This is a genomic window from Bacillus sp. XF8, from assembly GCF_017498755.1.
Taxonomy (GTDB): Bacteria; Bacillota; Bacilli; order Bacillales; family Bacillaceae_G; genus Bacillus_A; species Bacillus_A bingmayongensis.
Genome location: NZ_JAGDQK010000064.1, coordinates 1 through 16,310 on the forward strand (window position 1 = coordinate 1; position 16,310 = coordinate 16,310).

13 protein-coding genes and 4 pseudogenes are annotated in these 16,310 nt (G+C 33.0%); 12 read left to right on the forward strand and 5 right to left on the reverse strand.

Annotated elements, in window-relative coordinates; all coding sequences use genetic code 11:
* Positions 1–455 precede the first annotated feature (455 nt).
* From J4P91_RS27205 to J4P91_RS27220, 4 genes and pseudogenes are all read left to right on the forward strand, one after another.
* Positions 456–575 (forward strand): annotated as a pseudogene (locus J4P91_RS27205) (Holliday junction resolvase RecU); the annotation flags it as partial.
* Between the two features lie 658 nt (positions 576–1,233).
* Positions 1,234–1,542 (forward strand): annotated as a pseudogene (locus tag J4P91_RS29245) (hypothetical protein); the annotation flags it as partial.
* A gap of 50 nt (positions 1,543–1,592) precedes the next feature.
* The gene (locus J4P91_RS27215; RefSeq protein WP_017151645.1) at positions 1,593–2,033 is read left to right on the forward strand and encodes a C-type lectin-like domain-containing protein; all 441 of its coding nucleotides are present in this window, start codon (positions 1,593–1,595) and stop codon (positions 2,031–2,033) included.
* A gap of 198 nt (positions 2,034–2,231) precedes the next feature.
* Positions 2,232–3,062: a VanW family protein gene (locus J4P91_RS27220; protein ID WP_207996578.1), complete on the forward strand. Its 831-nt coding sequence runs from the start codon at positions 2,232–2,234 to the stop codon at positions 3,060–3,062.
* A gap of 103 nt (positions 3,063–3,165) precedes the next feature.
* Here J4P91_RS27220 and J4P91_RS27225 read toward each other — a convergent pair whose 3' ends face one another.
* Positions 3,166–4,029, reverse strand: coding sequence for an alpha/beta fold hydrolase (locus J4P91_RS27225; RefSeq protein ID WP_017151648.1), 864 nt, complete (start codon positions 4,027–4,029; stop codon positions 3,166–3,168).
* Positions 4,030–4,879: 850 nt separating this feature from the next.
* On the opposite strand from J4P91_RS27225, the gene pdxR reads away from it, so the two are divergent.
* The 4 genes and pseudogenes from pdxR to J4P91_RS29525 all read left to right on the forward strand — a co-directional run bounded on the left by pdxR (position 4,880) and on the right by J4P91_RS29525 (position 9,403).
* Positions 4,880–6,337: a MocR-like pyridoxine biosynthesis transcription factor PdxR gene (gene pdxR, locus J4P91_RS27230; RefSeq protein ID WP_017151649.1), complete on the forward strand. Its 1,458-nt coding sequence runs from the start codon at positions 4,880–4,882 to the stop codon at positions 6,335–6,337.
* Positions 6,334–7,248 carry a D-alanine--D-alanine ligase gene (locus J4P91_RS27235; RefSeq protein WP_017151650.1) on the forward strand — a complete coding sequence of 305 codons (915 nt, stop codon included), beginning with the start codon at positions 6,334–6,336 and terminating at the stop codon, positions 7,246–7,248. Before pdxR ends, J4P91_RS27235 begins: the two co-directional genes overlap by 4 nt.
* A gap of 316 nt (positions 7,249–7,564) precedes the next feature.
* On the forward strand, positions 7,565–8,779 hold the full coding sequence (locus J4P91_RS27240) for an aspartate aminotransferase family protein (protein ID WP_207996579.1): 1,215 nt from the start codon (positions 7,565–7,567) through the stop codon (positions 8,777–8,779).
* Between the two features lie 216 nt (positions 8,780–8,995).
* A pseudogene (locus J4P91_RS29525) lies at positions 8,996–9,403 on the forward strand (NUDIX hydrolase).
* Positions 9,404–9,609: 206 nt separating this feature from the next.
* Here the strand turns inward: J4P91_RS29525 and J4P91_RS27250 are convergent.
* Together J4P91_RS27250 and J4P91_RS27255 are read right to left on the reverse strand one after the other, a co-directional pair.
* The gene (locus tag J4P91_RS27250; RefSeq protein ID WP_207996580.1) at positions 9,610–10,074 is read right to left on the reverse strand and encodes a DMT family transporter; all 465 of its coding nucleotides are present in this window, start codon (positions 10,072–10,074) and stop codon (positions 9,610–9,612) included.
* Positions 10,075–10,088: 14 nt separating this feature from the next.
* The gene (locus J4P91_RS27255; protein WP_207996581.1) at positions 10,089–10,511 is read right to left on the reverse strand and encodes a DMT family transporter; all 423 of its coding nucleotides are present in this window, start codon (positions 10,509–10,511) and stop codon (positions 10,089–10,091) included.
* 129 nt (positions 10,512–10,640) lie between these two features.
* Here J4P91_RS27255 and J4P91_RS27260 point away from each other — a divergent pair, with 129 nt between their 5' ends.
* The 4 genes from J4P91_RS27260 to J4P91_RS27275 all read left to right on the forward strand — a co-directional run bounded on the left by J4P91_RS27260 (position 10,641) and on the right by J4P91_RS27275 (position 14,217).
* Positions 10,641–11,333, forward strand: a complete 693-nt coding sequence (locus J4P91_RS27260) for a cyclic nucleotide-binding domain-containing protein (RefSeq protein ID WP_207996582.1) — start codon at positions 10,641–10,643, stop codon at positions 11,331–11,333.
* A gap of 67 nt (positions 11,334–11,400) precedes the next feature.
* Positions 11,401–12,141, forward strand: a complete 741-nt coding sequence (locus tag J4P91_RS27265; protein ID WP_207996583.1) for a metallophosphoesterase family protein — start codon at positions 11,401–11,403, stop codon at positions 12,139–12,141.
* A 423-nt stretch (positions 12,142–12,564) separates the two neighbouring features.
* Complete coding sequence (locus J4P91_RS27270; RefSeq protein ID WP_207996584.1) at positions 12,565–13,632, forward strand: flavin-containing monooxygenase; 1,068 nt, start codon at positions 12,565–12,567, stop codon at positions 13,630–13,632.
* A gap of 336 nt (positions 13,633–13,968) precedes the next feature.
* Positions 13,969–14,217, forward strand: coding sequence for a hypothetical protein (locus tag J4P91_RS27275; protein ID WP_207996585.1), 249 nt, complete (start codon positions 13,969–13,971; stop codon positions 14,215–14,217).
* Positions 14,218–14,865: 648 nt separating this feature from the next.
* Here J4P91_RS27275 and J4P91_RS27280 read toward each other — a convergent pair.
* Both J4P91_RS27280 and J4P91_RS27285 read right to left on the reverse strand, forming a co-directional pair.
* Complete coding sequence (locus J4P91_RS27280) at positions 14,866–15,903, reverse strand: serine hydrolase domain-containing protein (RefSeq protein WP_207996586.1); 1,038 nt, start codon at positions 15,901–15,903, stop codon at positions 14,866–14,868.
* A 248-nt stretch (positions 15,904–16,151) separates the two neighbouring features.
* Positions 16,152–16,310, reverse strand: a pseudogene (locus tag J4P91_RS27285) (CsxC family protein); the annotation flags it as partial.

The window sequence follows — 16,310 nt, forward strand, 5'->3', positions numbered from 1 at the left end:
ATGCGGTGAAAGTCGCACGTACAGTGTTAAGCGGGGGAAAAGATGGAGATAACTTCAAAGTCTTACCTATCGCAACTGCAGAAAAAGAACAGCCAAAAGCTAACTGTTGTGCTTGATTTATGGCTGATTCCAAAAAAGTGACATACCAACAAAATATAAAATTATTAAAAGGAAAATTGCTATGAAAATAATCAAAGAAATCTTTATCCATAAATTTTTCATCAATAGACCTCCTTTATGAAGAATATTAACATCTATCTAAAATTTGAACAAAATGGTTAGTTGAATCGGAAGTGAGGGATAACGATGAAAAAGAGAGAATGTAAAGCCTGCAATGGGAATTAAATCCAAACAATGTTGTTAACTTACGTAAGGCTATAAAAAAGTAGTCTCTACTTCAAAATATGAATATTCTTTAACAAAATAATCCTTTTAATAGAAAGCGAGGAATAGTAATGGGCTTAGGAAACCGAAGAATGACATTCGAGATGCTTATCAATCTATCGAATGAAATGTATCAACGTGAGGGAGTGGCGCTTATAAACAAGCGTCCAACTCTTGTGAAGGCGTTAAAATAAAAAATAATACCGTTTGGAATAGTGTGAAGAAAACATTGCAGAAAAGGGCAGAAGCATTCCGTTTTAGGTAATGAAAGCTCTTGCTATAACAGTATCAAAGAGTATTTTTTTAGGATAATCACAGTAAAGCATCCAAAACGGGTACTTTTTTCTTTGTTATATAGAAATTACACAATAAACTAGTGAACATTCGAATGAGACAAGCATATGATAAATCCGTGGGACAAGTTATCATATGAGGTGAAACTTGGAGCACCATACTTATTTTTGAGAGTACCTAATGGCGAGTACTCTTTTATGTTGCACTTATTGATAAGGAAGAGCATAAATTGAAGTATAGGACAAGCTAACCGCTTATTCTATTCAGTAATCACTCTATTTATCACGTCGAGAGCATCCACTGAATTGGGTGCTCTTTTTCACATATTAAAGTGGACAAGCATATACTGCTTGTACCTCATTAACTTTAGCTGCTCTATCTTTTGTTAATGAGGATTCTCGCAATCCCTCGAAGGGCGCTCGCGGAAACGGGTGCTCTTTTTTTATTGAATAAAATAGACATTTGAGTGAATATCAGAAGTTGTTTATAATGTAAAAATATAGAAGATATTTATTAGCATTAAATTTCATCTAAGGGGAATCAACAAATGCATAACGAGAAGGAATAGACCTTGCTAAACAATGCAGCGTATATAAGGGAAGACCTAAGAAGTACGGTAATAAAAATCCTAAAATGGAGCATGCTTTAGAGCTGCTTGTAAATTGTGAAGAGAAAGGTGATTACAAACAAGCCTACTCTGTATTAGAAAATGAAGTTGTAAAAGAAAATGAAATGAACGCTATTGTAGCTGAACGTGGTGGGGAAAATTATTATGTTATGGCACGCATACTTAAAATTTTTAAAAAGGACACAGAGAGTATGGATAGTCTGTTTACAAAACTATCAAATGTTAGCATACAATAAAATTTCTCTATCTATAAATAAGTCATACTTTAAATTAAGGAGATTTAAATATGGAAATGATAAATAGAATTCTAAGTGATTTTGCAAAGGTTAATGAATATGATGGCGTTGGTAATGTTTATAGACTATATCTTTTATCAGAAAACACACAAGAAGATATATGTGAACTTATAAAAAAAGATTTAAAGACTACTAGTAATGACACAATAAAACCTATACAGTTGAAAGAATGGGAGCAGGATTTTCTTTCTTGTGAATTCCCCGGAAGTGAAGAGTATTGGTTTGGAACAATACCAAGCGGATATGATTTAAAAGGATTAACACCGAAAGAATTTATAGTAGAACGGCTTTTGCATACATTTGAACAGGGAATCGAAGCCGTTTATTGGGTTGAATTAGATATAGGCGATTATTACGCTTGTAGTTATGAAGATTATGTCTTTAAAACCAATAAGGGGATATATTACCTTTCTATGCAAGTACATGATTAAAAGATAATATATCTTACGTACATAAAGACGAGACTCCTATATAAGTTTTAAGCATACAACTATTTAGAGTTAGTACCCCCCTTTTATATGTACTATAAGGTAAGTAATAAATACATATCAATTTGCTTAGTGATGATGAATAAGGTTTAAATTTGAATCAATATATAGATGAATAATATATAAAGGAGCTCAATCTCAATGGCAAGAAAATTATTGACACAGAGGTTTCCTCTTTTAATTCCTATTAGACTCAGTCAACGTAGGCTGTTTAAAAAAATAAGTGACCGTCTTGAAGGTCATAAATTTCCAAAAACATTTGAGCAAAATCCATTACCTTACAGGATTTATAAACATAAATCTTTGCTTATTAGAAAGTTAGGTGATACGGATATACAGCTGCAATATAACAAAATCACCAATCTAAAGCTAGCCATCAGCAAAATAAACCAGGTTGTAATTAAACCGGGAGAAACATTTTCATTTTGGCATCTTGTTGGTAATTCCAGTGAAAAGGCTGGATATAAAGAAGGAATTATTCTAATGAATGGCGAAGCGATAAAGGGAATAGGCGGTGGTCTCTGTCAGTTAGGGAATCTTCTCTACTGGATGTTTCTTCATTCAGAGTTGGAAACAGTGGAAAGATATCGTCATAGTTTCGATCCATTCCCTGACTATGGACGTGTGATTCCATTTGGAACAGGCGCCACTTTGATGAATGGTATTATTGATCTCAAATTGAGAAATAATTCAAATATTTCCTATCAAGTCAATCTACATCTTGACGAAGAATACATCTACGGAGAAATTAGGGCATCCCAGTATCCTCCATATAAGTATTCTATCGTTGAAGAAGATCATCGTTTTGTAAAAAAAGTAGATGGTCAAGTATACAGACAAAATAAAGTTTATAAAAAAATAGTTGATCGTGTCACAGGTAACTTAGTTGACAAAGAAATAGTCATGGAAAATGATTGCTTAGTAAAATATGAAGTAGATGATGAGAAAATTGAGGGTTCGACTCAAAATTAAATTCTTTTTATTCAAGCTCTTGTATTACCGTACAACAAAGTATTAAACTATTAAAAAATAGTTGTAGACTCAAAGTGCTTTCTGTACATGAAAGCACTTTTTACTAACTTTCAATTGTTTTTTGAAGAGACATATTCAGTACAAAATCGCGAATTACATTCTTAAATTCTCCTTGATTTTCTAAGTAAGGATGGTGTTTAGCTTCTAAGATAGCAATGGACATATTAGGGAACTTAAATTTCTTATAATGATCTGGTCCGATAGCATCATCATATGTTCCACTTATTACAAGGGTAGGTACAGAAATTTCACTTGTGATTTGAGTATAATCTTTAAAGAATTCAGGGGATGAGTGTACATAGTTACGAAAATCAGGGCGATGTTTCAGTTCTTTATCTAAGTCTTCGAAGATTTTATGCCTTTTTCTATCTATGAACTGTAAATCGTAATATTTCCCCATTTCTAGCAACTTTTCAGCCATTACAAAGAAATCTTGATAGAAAGACTCAATAGACTCATAAGTATCCAAAACAGTTTCTTTCCCTAACCATTTTCGTCCTATGTTCATTTGATGCAGGTTTGACTCCCGTTTGTTTAGTGTACAGTTAATCAAGATTAAACTTAAGACACTGTTAGGGTATTGCTTAGTGTAGTTACTAGCTAAAATACCACCAAATGAGTGACCCATTACAATCCATTTATCTATATTTAATTCTTGTCTTATCTCCTCAAGATCTAAAAGTAACCTTCTTAGTGAGTAGTCTCCCTCTGGAGCAAGTGAAGAGCGACCACAACCTCGTTGATCAAGATAATGCATTTCCATAAAGTTTTCTAAAAGAGGACCACCTGTTTGTTCAAAAGGATAACTCCAATAACCTGGTCCCCCATGTAAGAAAATGCAAGGTATTCCTTGTCCGCTTTTACTTATATGTAAAGTAACACCATCACTTGTCATTACATTTTTCATTTATGAATCCTCCTTAAGATAAACTTTTCATTATTAATAGTTCGCGATTACTCATTAAAAAGCCTATTTTAAACGACTTGTATATCGTATTCACGTCAGGTTAACATAACATATTATTTTATGTAGTAAACAAAGAAGATACTTTATTACTCCTCAAAGATTCCATTTTCCCTTTTGAAAGTTTTATGTAAGTATAAATACATATTTGTTTTATAAAGTATGTTTTCTAATAATTGTCCTTATTTCCTGTATGAAATCGTATATTTCTTTTACGCCCAAAGATGTTTCTCAGGCAACCCTGTTCGTTTAGTTACTCGAATAGCTTCAACTTAGGCTTGCTTAGGATGTTCAAAGACTCTTAAAATGAGATTCAAAGATACTACATCAAAAGGTTCAGCAGGAAATTGTGATTGCTCTGCATTCACTGGTAGAAGTGTAATAGGTTTTCCATGTGTTTTTGTTTAACATATCTTGTGAGAGGTCAATGCCTTTAATATGGACATCTGAAGGTAGAAAACGAAAGTCTTCTCCGGTTCTTACGCCAACAAATAAAAGATGTTGTTTTGATTTGAGAGGAAGAAGAGAAAAAGATCTCTCCCTTGCATTTATAAATAATTTGTTTTGCATTATGCAATAATGAATTACAGAACCAATTATATTTATAACTTTAAATTTTGAAAGATTGTAAGTTAATAAAAATAAGTGTAGATGTAGAATAAAGTCATGATGTTTGTAAAAAAGCTGTATGAATGGTGTTTGAAACCATACCACTAGTTAAAGAAAATACATATGTGGTGGACCTTTTGAGATAGATGGAATTATGTGAAAATGATAGTAAGGGGGCAAGGCAGTGTTTAATGATTTTAAGTTTGTAGATAATCGTCCAGTTTATATCCAATTAAAAGATCATTTGAAAAAAATGATTATGAAAGGCCAACTATTGGAGCATCAGAAGCTCCCATCTACCCGAGAATTAAGCAAATTATTATCGGTTAGTAGAACGACTATCCTTACCACTTACGCAGATTTAGAGCAAGAAGGCCTAATTTATGCGGTAAAGGGAAAAGGGAATTTTGTCGGGAAAGTCGATGCATCTAAAACGCCGTCTATTGAACTAAATTGGGAAGAAAAGCTTAATGAAGTGACTTTTCAAGCTGATGAATTGGATTTAATGAAGCACGGTGTTCGCTGGGAAAAAGGTATGATTTCATTCAATAGCATTGCCCCAGATGAAAAGCTTTTTGATGTCGAAAATTTTAAACGAGCTTTTTTGACGAGGTTATCCAATGAAGGAGATATCATTTTGAACTACGGATATGCCAAAGGTTATAGACCTTTAATTCATTATCTTCTTCATTACATGGAAATGAAAGGAGTAGACATTTCCAATAAAGATATTCTCATCACGAACGGCTTCACTGAGGGGCTTGATATTTTATTGTCTTCCCTAGCTAAAAAATCAGGGCGTATTATTTGTGAAAATCCTACCCATCATACAGCATTAAAGCTGTTTCGATTACATGGATATGAAATCCATGGGATAGAGATGAAGGATGATGGGATTGATATTGGGAAAGTTGAGAAAAGTTTATCTGAAACAGATTTTGATTTTGCCTATCTAATTCCCTCCTACCATAATCCTACTGGGATTGTCACCTCCTCCGAAAAAAGATCTGAAATGATGAAGCTTTTTTCAAAATATAAAATTCCAATTGTAGAAGATGGCTTTAATGAGGAGTTGCGTTATTCAGGTTCACATTTAGCGCCGTTATTGACCTTTTCTGGACCCGGGAACAATGTTATTTATATTAGCAGTTTTTCAAAAGTTCTTTTCCCGGGCTTACGTGTCGGTTGGATTTTAGCGGATAAGAAATTAATCCACTACTTGGAAAGTATGAAAAGGGCACGTAATATTCATACGTCCACATTGGATCAGGCTGTATTGTATCAATATTTACAAGATGGTTATTTTGAAAAATATTTGAAAAAGGCTAAGTCTATTTATAAGAAAAAATATGAACTAGCACTTCGTTCTTGTAATCAATATATTCCATTTAAAAGAATGACTGGAGATGGAGGACTTCATCTTTTTATAGAGTTAGAAGAAGGAATACATGCACGTACACTTTTGAAAAAATGTTATGAAAAAGGAGTTGTTTTTTCTCCTGGAGATGTCTTTTACACAGATGAAAAGGGAAGTAATACGTTTCGGTTAGGATTCTCTCGATTAAAAGAAGAAGATATTCTCAATGGAATTAAGATAATCGGTGATACGTTGAAAAATGAATATGAGGAGTTGGAAAAATGAAAGTTGGCGTTATTATGGGAGGCGTGTCCTCTGAAAAACAAGTGTCCCTCATGACGGGGGAAGAAATGATTGCGCATTTGGATAAGAGTAAGTATGAAATAGTGCCTATTACATTAAATAATAAAAAAGAGCTTGTTGAAAAGGGAAGTAATGTTGATATTGCATTGTTAGCACTTCATGGAGAATATGGGGAGGACGGTACGATTCAGGGTACACTGGAAACGCTAGGTGTTCCATATACCGGAAGTGGCATGCTATCAAGCGGTATTTGTATGGATAAAAATATTTCAAAAAAAATGATTCGTTATGAGGGTATTCAAACACCAGATTGGATTCATCTTTCAAATAGGGAAGAGCTTCAGTTTGAGGAAATAGATAAAATGGGGTATCCGTTAGTGGTAAAACCAAATTCAGGTGGTTCGAGTGTAGGGGTAAAGATTGTATATGATAAGGAGTCTTTACTTTCTTCTCTTGAAGATGTATTCAAATGGGATGCTGAAGTAGTGATTGAAAAATATATAAAGGGCGAAGAAATTACATGTTCTATTTTGGATGGAGAGCTTTTACCAATCATTTCGATTCAACATACGGCTGAAATTTTTGATTATCATGCGAAATACGATGATGTTGCTACGATTGAAGAGGTTGTAGAACTTCCAGTTACAACACATGAACGTGTAACTGAAGCTGCAATGACTTGCTATAGAGCATTAAAATGCAGTGTATATGCTAGAGTGGATATGATTATAAAAGATGGAATCCCGTATGTGATGGAAGTGAATACATTGCCGGGGATGACAAAAAATAGCTTGCTGCCTAAAAGCGCCCATGCGGCGGGAATCTCTTATAATAAACTGCTGGATATGATTATTGAAACCTCCTTACAGGTTAGAAGGAGCGAAGGTTTTTAATAGCGTTAATACTGTTTAAACGCGATTTATAAACTGAAAATTACGATAAAATTATTATTTTTAGTTACTCAGTTTATGTAGGTCCATGTGGATACAAAAAGTTTCTGATAGTTGTATGAACAAAAAAGTATCTCGTTTTTTCTATCATTCGCTAAATATATAAGATTATTGAAAAGGATAATAAATAAAAATTCTATGCTCATATATTTTTTCTAACACGTAAATCGGATGACGGTGTAGTTAATTTAGAAATTGTACCGAAATTTTGTGTTGGAAAATGTAAAAATACTATGATTACACCTAGGGGGAATTATGCATGACCGATTGGTTTCAATTAGATAAAGAATATGTAATGTCTGCGTATCAACGCATGCCGGTTGCTATAGAAAAGGGAGAAGGTTGTAAGCTTTATGATGTGAATGGTAAAGAATATCTGGATTTATTTTCTGGTGTAGGAGTGAATATATTAGGTTACAATCATCCTAATCTTATAAAAGCTACCTTTGAACAAAGTACGAGATGTTTACATCTTCCCTTTCATTTCTTAAACCCAGCAGCTATTGAATACGCACAAAAATTAGTGGAACATTCTTTAAAGGATGGGAAAGTCTATTATACAACCTCTGGTGCGGAGGCTACTGAGGCAACCTTAAAATTGATCCACAAGTACAGACAGATAACAAACCAAGAACGTGATGGTGTGATTGTACTTAAAGAAAGCTTTCACGGACGTACATTAGGTGCTCTTCACTTTACAAGACAAGAAAGTATATATCAAAATTTTCCACGCACGTCTATTCCTGTATATGAAGTGGAACGAGAAAATTTAGAGGAATTAGAAAGAACGATACGCAAGGAAAATCCAATTGCTATTATGCTAGAGCCAGTATTAGGAAGCGGTGGGATATACCCTTTGTCGGGTGAGTATTTAAAAGGTGTTGAAGAGCTTTGTAGACAGTATAATATGTTATTTATTGTTGACGAAGTACAAAGTGGGATAGGGAGAACTGGAAAATTGTTTGCTTATCAGCATTTTGATATTACACCTGATATAATTCAATTTGGTAAAGGAGCGGGAGGTGGTACACCGTTAGGAGGGATAATAGTAGGTTCACGACTTTATGATATATTCTCACCAGGTGATCATGGAACAACATTTGCACATTCACCGATTGGTACAGCTTTAGGTTTAGCTGTATTAAAAACATTAATTGACGATGGTTTAATGGAAAAGTCTTATGAAATGTCACTATATTTAAATACTAAACTTCAAGAAATTCAGAAGGAAAACCCTTATCTCATAAAAGAAGTACGTCATTGTGGGATGATGTTTGGAATTAGTATTCATGATACGAATGAATACGTAAAAAAACTGCAATTAGAATTATTAGATAAAGGAATGTTAGTTGATGTTACGCAAGGGAATGTTATTCGTTTACTCCCGCCTTATATTATTTCAAAAGAAGAAATCGATGAATTTATGTATCAGTTTACTTCTTGTATCTCGAAGTCAGTTGCATTGATAAGCTAATTGTTCTTCTATTTACGATTGTGACGTTTGAATAAAGTCGTACTGTTATATCCCTTTAGCTATTATTTTAGTTAAAGGGTATTTATTTTTTGATGAAAGGTATTGAACAGAAGAATAGAGTGTTTTGATTCATCTTTTCTCATACACTCGAACCCTACAGTAAATTTACGATTTGATACTCTGGCAAGTACGAATGAATGAAGAGAAGGTGTTCATATGAGTAATCCAAAGCATTATGTTTCAGCGGGGGTAGTTGTTGTAAACGATGAAGGAAAGATCCTGTTAATTCGTGGCCCGCGTAGGGGTTGGGAGCAACCAGGAGGGCAAGTTGAAGAAGGGGAATCCATTCAAGACGCTGCTATTAGGGAAGTGAAAGAAGAAACAGGAATTGATATTCATGTGACGAGGTTCTGCGGTATATATTAAAATCTAAGTTCAGGTGTTTGTGCGACTTGTTGGCTAGCAAAACCTATAGGTGGTAAGTTAGAAACAAGTAATGAGAGTTTAGAAGTTGGATTCTTTAAGGTTGAAGAGGCATTACAGATGGTTACATGGTCAAATTTTAAAGAGAGAATCGTAAAAAGTTTAGATGAAAAAGAGCAACCGTTTTTTGTAGCGTTTTAATTATATCCAAAACCTAGAGTAGAAAGAACGTAAAATATAGGTGTAGAGAGTTTTGAAATATAGAATTCCGTTTGATGAAATGATAAAAAACGAGAAATCGATCACTTCTCGTTTTTTTATTGGAAAAAATAGCTCTTTTTCATGTGTAATTTTTATACATGAAATTATATTTCATTTTTTCTTACAGGATATGTTTAATCGCCTTTTCATGATTGAACCTGATTGTTTTTTATAGGTTCATATGTTTTATCTATTATTAAATTATAAGTAAGACCAAGTAATACTAAAAACCCACCAATCATTTTACCAATAGACACATCGCCTGAATTGAAAAAATCAATCAAAACCCCCATAAATAATTGCCCTACAAAAATCAATAACGTTAAATAGAAAGATGATATTTTGGGAGTAATATAGTTTGATAATACAATTACAATAACACCAACTAAGCCACCTAAATACACTACAAATGGTATAGATTGCAATGTTGCAGTTGATACGTGAAGAGATTCATTGCTAAAGATTAAAAATAGAAAAGAAAAAAACAGTCCTGTAATATAGTTAAAAAATGTCCCCTGGAAAATTCCAATCTTTGCTGCTAAGTTAGCGTTGATAATTCTTGCAACTACAATAGAAATTCCGGCTAAAATGGCAATACAAATATATAACATAGTTCCATCCTCCATTAAAAAATAGTCATTACAACAATTCCCGAAGAAATCAGTAGTAATCCAAACATTTTTTTCTTTTCAAATTTCATGACCTTCATACCTAATAAGCCGAAATGATCGATAATAATAGATGAAACAGATTGCCCAAGTAGACCTAAAGCGATGGTAATAGAGACACCAAGTGCTGAAAAGCTTATATTACTAAACAATACAGTAAATACACCAATAGCTCCTGCGCTATAAAGATAAAGCGGTATCCCTTTTTGTATGCGAATTTTGGATTTGCTAATGAGTAAAACAATGACAATGGCAATTAACCCAACGATATGGATCATCACACTAGACATGTAGTTACCTGTTATTTCAGATAGGATTCCATTTAAAGGAATCATAATGGCGATAAGAGCACCTATAATAATTGAGAGTAAATTATACAATGACGTTTCCTCCTTACAAATTTACATGTAATGTATCATTATTTAATTATGAGCTACTATGACATATGTCATAGTGAAGGAAATAAATTTTCTTTATAATTGAAAAAGGGATATAAAGGTGGGAAATCGATGCAGAAAATATGTAATCCTTATAAGTTAGATGAGTTTGTTAAGCAGAATAAAATTGAATCATTTTTTAGCGATGACATGAAATCATATATGGAATTATTACTTTTTGAAAAGAATGAACATATTTGTAAAGAGAATGAAGATATACACTATCTTTATTTCTTTGTCGAAGGAAAAGCGAAAGCTTATAACACATTAAGTAATGGGAAATCTGTATTGTTATGTTTTTATGATAACTTGCAAGTATTGGGAGATGTAGAATTAATCCACTCCCAAAAAACAGCTTCAAATGTACAAGTGATGGTAGATTCTTATTGCATTGGAATACCATTAGAGAAAGTTAGAGAACAATTGCTTCAGGATGCAACCTTCTTACGATATATTTGTGGTTCTTTATCTCAGAAGTTAAATAGACTTTCTAAAAACAGCACGATTAATTTACTGTATCCTCTTGAGAATAGACTAGCGAGTTATATCCTCGCGACTGGAGAACGTACTACTCAACATGAACAAAGAATTATATTTAATGGCAATTTAACCGAGACATCAGAATTGTTAGGGACAAGTTATAGACACTTACTACGTACATTAAATACCCTTTGCGATAAAAGTGTAATAAGAAAGAATAACGGGTATTTTGAAGTGATAAATATAGATTTTTTAAAAGAGCTTGGGGCGGATGTTTATAAATAAACAGAGTCTAAGTATAGATGTTTAAAGGGTTTTGAAAGATTAGAATTTCGGAATGGCAGATGCTCTTATGAAACAAAAAATAGCTATTATTTCAGATATTCATGGAAATAGTTTTGCGCTAGAAGCGGTATTAAAAGATATCTCACATCGTAATGTGGATTCGATTTTTAATTTAGGAGATAGTGTATACGGTCCTTTAGATCCTGTAGGAACAATCAAGATTTTAATGGAGCATGAGATGAACCATGTTATAGGTAACTGTGATCGAATGTTGTGGGAGTCTGTGCAAGATTCATCATCCACTCTAAATGAAGTGAAAAGGTTATTAACAAATGAGCATTTAAATTGGCTAAAGAAACATCCTTCTCAATATATTATGGAAGACATCCTTTTCTGTCATGGAACACCAGATTCGGATGAAATATATTTGCTAGAAAAAATGACAGAAGATGGCGGGATATTGAAGACTACAGATGAAATTATGAAACATCTTCAAAACATAGAACAACAAATAATTGTATGTGGACATACTCATATTCCTAGAATTGTATATTTACCAAATGGGAAAATCGTTGTAAATCCAGGGAGTGTAGGGCTTCCGGCGTACAAAGATGACTTGCCGATTTCTCATAAAATGGAATCAGGATCACCGCTCGCTAATTATGCAGTACTGGAAAAGGAATCAGCACGGTGGATTATCGAACAAATTTCAGTACCGTATAATTGGGAGAAAGCTGCAGAGAGTGCAGGGAAGAACGGACGAGATGATTGGGCGGTGGCATTACGAACTGGTCGCATGGAAATATAGTGCTGAAAATCTTTATAGTTCATAGGTTCCGAAAGTAAAGTGAGTTTATAAGTATTGAGAAAGGAATTTGGATGGCATAGTTGAAAAGAAGTGGATAACAATCATAAGATTAAAACAAACCGAAGATCAGAAGTAGTGTCAGTGTTTTCTAGCGAGAAGTAATTCAAATATAAAGTTTGTGGATGTTGTTGCATAGACTGTTTATCTTTTAAATTGAAAAAGCACCATCTTAGTGATAAGAAATTTTTCCTTATCACTAAGATGGTGCTTTTTTATGTTTACATATTGAGTAGAAAAAGTATTATTTCCCTTGATTTGTAAAAAGAAAATTTATATGATTGAATAAAACATATGAACATATGAACATATGAACATATGAACATATATTCATATGTTTTATTCAATCAAAAGGAGGATGAAAAAATGTTAGATGTAATTATAGTAGGAGCTGGTCAAGCTGGATTAGCTATGGGCTATTACTTGCAGAAAGGAAACTATAACTTTGTCCTATTAGATGAAGAAAAGAGAATTGGTGATTCATGGAGGAATCGATATGATTCTTTACAATTGTTTACACCAAGAGCTTATAGTGCATTGCCGGGTATGAGGATAGATGGAAACCAAAATGAATTTCCTACTAAAGATGAAATTGCGAATTACTTAGAAGCGTATGCACAGCGTTTTTCTTTACCAGTGAGGTTAGATACAAATGTTTTCAAAATAAGAAAGTCGGGGAATGAGTTTGAGGTGTATACTCTTAAAGAAGTGTTACGATCTAAACGTGTTATTATCGCATCAGGTGCTTTTGGGCAACCTTTCATTCCTCCTATTTCTCAAAACCTTTCAAATGATATTTTCCAAATCCATTCTTCACAATATCAATCACTTGAACAAATTCCAGAGGGACCAGTTTTTGTAGTGGGAGGGGGGAACTCTGGTACACAAATCGCAGTAGAACTTGCGAACACTCGTGATGTTACGATCGCTGTAAGTCACTCTCTTTCCTTTTTACCACTAAAAATAATGGGGAAAAGTATTTTTGCTTGGCTTGAAAAAACAGGACTATTATATGCTGGAACCAATACAAGGCGGGGAAGATGGTTTCAGGAGCAGAAAGATCCTATATTTGGTTTTGAATGTAAGGAGCTCATTCGTAATGGGGAAATAACAGTAAAACCAAAGGTAGTAAATGCAGTGCAGAATAAAGTAGTCTTTTCAGATGATAGCGCATGTGATGTTCAAAATGTAGTATGGTCTACTGGGTTCATACCAAATTATCAGTGGATTGAAGTAGAAGGTGCAGTTAATCAAGCGGGATTCCCCATTCATACAAGAGGCGTTAGCGGGGTGCAAGGGTTATACTATATTGGGTTACCTTGGCAACATCAAAGGGGATCAGCACTTCTTTGTGGTGTGGGCCGAGATGCAGAATTTTTATTTTCAATTATTCAAAAAGAAGATTTAATGTTTAATAAAAGGATAAAAAAATAGATCGGTAGCAATTTCTACCGATCAACTATATGTACATGAATTAGGAGAGGCCAAACTTTTATTAGCTTTATTATAATGCATCCTAATGAATGCGAAAACTAAAAAGTGATCTTTATATGTTGAGAAAGTTTTTTGTACTGGAATATATGGAACATCAAGAATATTGTATGTGTAGTAGTCTGTATCATAGAAATTTTATAGAAAAACTTTAGAGAATACTAATACTATATTTTATATTCTTTTGAAATAAATTATGATAGATTTATAATATATACATATTTATGAAACTGTGTAAAAAAATGTTTTTACTCCTATCAATAGAGAGAGGGATATAATATGAAATTTGATGATCGACGTTTACTTGGAATTCGCTTGGGTTCTTTACTTATAACGGAAGAGAATCAATATTTAGTAATAAAGAAAAAAGAACATTATTCGTTATTAAACATTGAATCTTTAGAGTGTACACCTCTTGAAGTATCATTGGAGCATCTCGAAGAAATGCTTCACGAAGATCTTCAAGAAAGTATAAAGGAAATCATTGCACCGGAGCATTTGAAAATTGTGGCTAAAAATATTATATAAAGTAAAAGAAAATCATAAAGAAATGTTACTGTTGGAATAAAAAATGGAAAGCAGACAGTTAGTTTTTATTTTAAATCAAGATATTTCATAAATTTCTTGATAAAAAAGCAAGACCTATAATGCTGTACATCACATGAGGAAAGAGAGATAGATAAGGCAAATAATAATATGTCTTATCTATTCCTTTTTATATTTACTATGATAACAAAATGAATATATTCACAAAATATATAAAGAGGTTTCGTAATGGCTATGCTTCTGTTCAAATTATTATTTCTTTTAATCTTAATTTTAGTAGAAATCAATTTTATTTTTGCACTAAATACAGAGTTGAAAAGGGAATCAAAAAACTATTTAATCATTATTATTAATTCTCTTTTTATAATCATTTTTTTATGGCTTAGTATAACAGTTTTGTTAGAAATCATTTCAATATTGCGAAGAACTTTTAATAATTAACTTTTGGAAATGCTATCTTATTTTTAATATAGCGGCCCTTGTTATTCAACTGTAAAAACTTTTAGATAGTCATTTGCATATTAGTTTACATGCCGATCCGTCTAAACAGCTGGAGCTATAGAAAAGCTAGCATTTTGCTAGCTTTTCTATAATCATCTATGAATAGGTGGGAATTGTTATTGAATTGTCCTATAGCTCTAACAGTGTAACAATCTCTCCAATAATTCCTTCATTTTGATGAACACCTAAATCTGAGTTTGTCATAATGACAGCGCCAGTACCTCTATGTGGGTAGGAAATCATTAAGCATTGAAAGCCAACGCCCCAGCCAAGTGAAGAAATTTCTATTTCTTGATTTGAGTTATCAAGAAATACACCTAATCCAGTCCACTGTGAACAACCTTGAGGAGAAATCATTTCTTTAATTATTTTGGGAGAAAGACCGAGCTTACTATTGCCTTGCAAAGAATGGGTGATTTCCATTACTAAAGCGGCTAAATCTGTTGGAGTTGACCAAATTCCTGCAGCAGCCGAATATGGATAGAATGGATACTTCCCATCTACTACATTTCCGTCCTTATTGTGACCACAAGCAAAGCGATCATTTGTAATATTTTGTTTAGGACATTCTAGTGTACTGTTACTCATATTTAAAGGTTCAAATATTAACTCTTGTAACAATAGATTAAAAGGTTTTCCAGAAACGTCTTCTAGCAGTTGTTCTATTATACAAAATCCAGCATCGGAATAGTGAAAGTTGCTTTCAGGCTCATATTGAATCTCGATAGGGGCTGAGCAATAGGATGTTTTACCTTCAAGGATTTGTAGAATCGTAGGTTTTCCTTGGATGGGATGATATATATCGAAGCTTTCATATGGATCAATGATTCCTGATTGATGACTTAAGAGATTTCGTAAGGTAACTTTTTTATCATAAGTAAATTTGTTTTCAGGAATTTTCCAGGATACAAGACGATTATTTACATTTTCATCTAAGTCCAGTATCCCTTGATCTGCTAATTTCAATACGAGCATCGCTGTGAGGAATTTACTTATAGAGCAAGCGTTAAAAATAGAGTTCACGTTAACTTTCCTAGCTGTTTCCGATTCAAGTGAGCCAAAACCTTCTGCACGTTCTAATTCCCCGCTACGAATAATAGCAAAGCTTAAACCAGCTACATTAAAATGTTTCATATGTACATATATATGTTTCCTCTTAAGTTTCATACGAATATTCTCCTTTTGCGCTACAACATATTAAATTCATTATATAATAAATGGAATATTGAAAAAAGTGATATAGAAAGTGATGTGGTATTTAATCAGAATTAGAAAAAGTATTAAATTAATATATATAGTAAAAAAGGTGAGGATAGTTGATTAATTCGTAAAATCAAAAAAATGTATTATCACATTGATTTGAAATTAAAAAGAGCCCCAATTGACTGGGGCTCTTTTTTGCAGAACATATTTTTCTAACAAGACGGGTTTGAAACAGAACCAACTTCCACTTGTTGCGTTTGTAATACTTTCAAAGTAAGATCTAATACTACTTTTTCACGAATCTTATCAAATTCTTTATTTATAGGTGTAGGACATGGAGCGAAATCTAGTTCAAAGAAATCTGCACGTAT